The sequence below is a fragment of the Microcystis sp. BLCC-F209 genome, from assembly GCF_041928595.1.
Taxonomy (GTDB): Bacteria; Cyanobacteriota; Cyanobacteriia; order Cyanobacteriales; family Microcystaceae; genus Microcystis.
Genome location: NZ_JBHFLL010000218.1, coordinates 1 through 4360, shown reverse-complemented (window position 1 = coordinate 4360; position 4360 = coordinate 1). Strand labels below are relative to the sequence as shown.

Here is a 4360-nt window from a genome sequence, read left to right as displayed (position 1 = left end):
GGCTCTTCTAGGTTCTGTGTGATGAGTTTAACTTACATAGGATCGATCTTTGTGTCCTTTGTGTCTTTGTGGTTCGTTCCACCCCCTCGCTAGGAGGAATGTATCTTAGAATACATTTTACCCACCAAACCTGGGAGAGCCGATTGAGTTTAGCTAGAATTTGATTTAATAATTCTAAGATTTGTGGAGAAGCAAGTTGATCGGGTGGTTCTTTGGTAATTGCCGTCAATTCTGTGACAATTTCTGCTACCATTACCTCCGCATCAGGAAAAGATACTTCTTGACTGTCGCTGGCGATTAAATCCCATTTTTCTCGTTCAAAATCCCAAATTTTTCGGCGTAAATCTTCGCTCTGCTGCTCGATCCTAACTTTTTCTTCCGGTGCGATTGTAACTAAAGTGTTTCGCTTTCCCGCTAATTGTTGTTTTCAACGTTGAATATTGTGTTCGAGGTTTTGTAATTCGTTAGTAGCCATGGAAAAATAAGCTTAAATTAGCCAATTAATTCAATTATGATCTATATATCTAGAAATGTCATTAGACCTCCCGCAAAAGTAATTTCTCGAGACGCTATCGGGTCAAAATATCTCAAACCATTTTTCTAAAGTAATGGCAGAGATGGTTAATTTCCCTCACCCCTAACCCCCCGACATGGGAGGGATCGGGGGGTTGGTGGGCGGGAGAAGGGAGTGGAATGCCTGCCACGAATAAAGAAAAATGATAATTATTCAGCCAGTCCTAGATACAGTCAACGGTACAGCCAATTTTTTCTGGGAGGCCCCCTGGGAATGGGGCTGACTCTATTCTCCACCCCTAATCTCTTTTTGTCGGCCTAGAGCTTACTGAAGTGGTGTTTTAGCTATTTCTGTGGGCTGTTTTGGCTTTTCTTTTTCCTTGACAACCTCGCTGAGATATCCTTCCACATCGCGCTGGATGATGCTTTCTACCCTTTGAGCAAAATCAGGATAGACTTCGGCGTGATTTTGGGCATGGCGATAAGAACCACTCAACTGGAAAAATTGCCAGCCCTCAATTTTCATGGCCTCGGCCGTGTTCCGATAGTGGCGGTAGCGTTCGCCATAATGAAAGAACTCTTCAACGGCAGCACTGATAGCCACCACCTGACTCAAGCCAAAGGCGAGCCAACCGACCAGGACTTGGACATCATTGGCGTTGATGTTCAGACTGACCAAGGCTGGAACGATCACCCCCCCGATAATTGTGATCAGTCGGAGAAAATAGTATTGGTTGCGACTTGTCTGGGCCCGGCCTTCTAGCCAGAGTAATTGCTCGAGCCAGCGGGCTTTCATAAACTGCTTTTGTAAATCTGGCAAGTCAATCTGCTCGATCAAGCCACAGATTTCTTGCTGGAACTGATTGCGATAAGATTGGGACTTTTTTGGCTCTGAGGTTTTCTCTAGGCTTTTGAGTTCTAAGGTGCTATCTGGCATGGTTCTCTTACTCCGTTAGTAGAAAAAAATTTCGGCTCTGGTGGCTCAAGCTTTCCGCTTCCCGATTCCCGCTCCTTGGGCTTTCCAATAATCAAACTTAGTTGTGTCTAGATGCTCGACAATCCCCCCCAATTGACGTACTTGCTTGACCATATCGCCAGTCCCGCCACGTCCATCACCGCCTTTGCCATCCCAGAGGACAATCAACCGCACCCGATCGATTCCGTAGATCAAACTGGAATAGAGCGCCCAACGATTGTTGCGCTCAAAGGAATTGCTTCCTTGCGGGACCGGTCCGATTCTTTCTGGTTGTAGGTTGAGTTCCACCTGGGGATGATTCTTAATTCCATAGAAACGCTCTACCCAATCATCGCCCGCAAAGTCGACCGACTTTTCAATAAATTGGGCTGACTCGAAGGGCAGATAGACCTCCACTTTCATCTGCCGCTCTAAACAGGCTTCTAGAAAGAGGATATCGCCCCCACAGGCTATCCCCGATGTGATCGCCAGATCCGTGGCATCAGCTTTGAGATTATCGAGTACCTCCTTAATTTTTTGTTGCGCCTCGGTTTCCATGGCTGGGGGAAACCGAGGCCGCGGCCGGTCTGGCTTGTCCATCATGTGGCCGGAGAAGAGGAAAACTTGCGGAGGTTCCTTCACCGTTGGGGATGCGATCGCTGCTTCTTGATGTTCTATTCTCTTCAATTCTGCCTCGAGGACATCGAGGCCTGACTTGACATATTCAAGGCGGAAATTCAGGGATTCTAAAAGTTTCAACTGTTCTAGGGTTGAAAGTAAAGCAAATTTATTGTTCCAGAGCCGGTTGAGCGCCCTTTTATAGGCTCTGGCCACCTGTTGCGGGTTGCTGGCGGTACAGATGGCCAGATCGCCGAGGGAGAGGAAGACCCAAACATCGTTGTTATCCTTGATAGCGGCACTTTCCAGACTAAATTTAACGGCTCCAGACAGCGCCGGCAACTGCTCTTTGATCCCTTTCTCTTCTGGATCGCTATCCTTGCCAGCCAGTGGCGCTAAATGCTTTAGTAGAGACGATAAGGTCAGGGCGTTGATGCCGGAATAGTAATGATTCTGATCGAGGCGGTAGCCTTGCAGGTAAGTCTCAATCGCTTTTTGCAGTAAGTGGGCCGATGCGTAAGCTATTTGGCGGCGCTCTGCTTCATTGGAGATGCCTACCCATCGCTCCTTCCACATTTCTTTGTAAATGCGAGCTAAGTAGGAAAGGGCATCGATATTGACCGGTTCATCCCGCAGCAGCGACTCCAATTGCACCACTGCCTCATCATATCGCTTCAGTCGGATCAGGTGAAAGGCTTCCTCGCGCCGGAATTCGGCATTTTTCGGCTGCAGTGCCAGTCCGTTGCGATATTGCTGGAGCGCAAGTTGATAATTTCCTAGGTTTCTTAAGGCTTTCCCCGCTTCGGCGATCGCCTCGCATTTGATTAGGGGGTTGCTCACTTCTTCAGTCAACAGCAAAACGTCACCTATGCGATCTTGGCGTTGGGCAATCACTACCCTTTTCCGCCAATTATTGTACTCATCCCAGTAGCCAATGGCTAGGGGGGTTTGCAGCGACCGGCGATCGGGTTCTTCCAAGCCGTCGAGTAAATTGAAAATGGGGCTGTGAATGCGATGAGGATCTGATTCCCAGGTAGCGCGCGCCATTTTAGCGATCGCCTGTTTGTCCTTTTCCAAGTATTGGCGATCGGGCCAGCCATTCTCGTCACAATGATAGGGGAGAGTGCGAACGTTAAAAATATCGAAAGGCATACGACCTCGTCCCGACTGGATATGAATTAGTCCTCGCTTGCGTAGGGCGTGGCGCACTCCTAACTCATAAAAAACGTTGGCATTATCAATGCTGATGTCGGCAATCACCAGATCCGCGAGCAATAGTTCCTGAAACATATCGGTGAGAATATCGCCACTGACGCTTTCTTCATCGGCTCGAAACGGCTCAAATCCGGCTTCGATTAAGGCTGGTTTAATTAAATCCTGATAGATGCTATTAAAATCTATCCAGCGGTCATCTGCCCCTTTTTTCTTACCAAAGGGCATGACGACGAAGGCATGGGGCAATCCCTGGGGGCTGGCAGCGCTATCATGCTCTTGTTTCAGTTGGGAAACTAGCTCTACGTTAGACTCAGAAACTTGTTCGTCGTTGGCGGCAGCATTTTTCTGGTTAATAATTTCTTGACTGGGCATATTAATCTTTCTGACTCAAGCAAGATCGATCATAACTTATTTTAGTTAGATTCAATCCTCGGCAGTTTTTTCAATAAAAAACTAACTGAGTCACTAGCAGTAACAGTGCCAGATTATTCCGTTAATAAAGGAGCTTTGGAATTAAGTTCTTTCTCTAATCAATCCCCTCAAGTTTGATAAGTAGTTGGACAAAGGTAAAGTTAACTGTGGGGTAAGGAGTCGGTCGTCAGTAAGAATTGCGGCAATTTACATTTCTTAAGATAGACAACAGAATTTATGTCCGACTACTTATCAGCAGCGCAGAGAATCGCCAGGAGCATATCCTATTGGCAAAAATCTCCTCTAGACAAGACACCATTAAGATAAACACAACGTCAAAATAGAATAGAAGAAACCTTCTCATTTTTCCCCTGTGCGCCCGAAAGTTTAACAATCATTGTAACTGCTCGGTCTCGCGTAGCGAGCGCGTTGCGACCGCTTCCTTCTCACCTTTCTAACCCTCCCAACTTACTGGCAATTTCCTTCACATCTTGGCCAGTGGGGAGATTTTCTAAAAACCCTTGACAAATGACGAGACTTGCTTTAAACTTTTTATATAGTGGGAATCCGTGCGCCCATATATATAGGGTTTTTGAGCAAAGATAAGAGAGAAAAAAATAGACCCCAAAATCGGGTTGAGTAGGAAGA

General features: G+C 46.8%; 4 protein-coding genes. All 4 read right to left on the bottom strand.

The features are described 5' to 3' along the window. Positions 1-7: 7 nt before the first annotated feature. Positions 8-253 (bottom strand): hypothetical protein, encoded by a 246-nt coding sequence (locus ACE1AQ_RS14360; RefSeq protein ID WP_008200143.1) that lies wholly within the window; start codon positions 251-253, stop codon positions 8-10. A gap of 585 nt (positions 254-838) precedes the next feature. Continuing rightward, positions 839-1450, bottom strand: a complete 612-nt coding sequence (locus tag ACE1AQ_RS14355; protein WP_008200145.1) for a DUF4231 domain-containing protein — start codon at positions 1448-1450, stop codon at positions 839-841. Between the two features lie 45 nt (positions 1451-1495). Then, positions 1496-3673 (bottom strand): TRAFs-binding domain-containing protein, encoded by a 2178-nt coding sequence (locus ACE1AQ_RS14350; RefSeq protein WP_008200148.1) that lies wholly within the window; start codon positions 3671-3673, stop codon positions 1496-1498. Between the two features lie 485 nt (positions 3674-4158). Then, positions 4159-4360, bottom strand: a 202-nt coding sequence (locus tag ACE1AQ_RS14345) for a hypothetical protein (protein WP_374808635.1), incomplete at its 5' end; no start/stop codon positions are given.

Bases quoted from the DNA above. Each gene is read 5' to 3' on its own strand.
- ACE1AQ_RS14360 (WP_008200143.1), bottom strand. From the start codon at position 253: ATGGTAGCAGAAATTGTCACAGAATTGACGGCAATTACCAAAGAACCA.
- ACE1AQ_RS14355 (WP_008200145.1), bottom strand. From the start codon at position 1,450: ATGCCAGATAGCACCTTAGAACTCAAAAGCCTAGAGAAAACCTCAGAG.
- ACE1AQ_RS14350 (WP_008200148.1), bottom strand. From the start codon at position 3,673: ATGCCCAGTCAAGAAATTATTAACCAGAAAAATGCTGCCGCCAACGAC.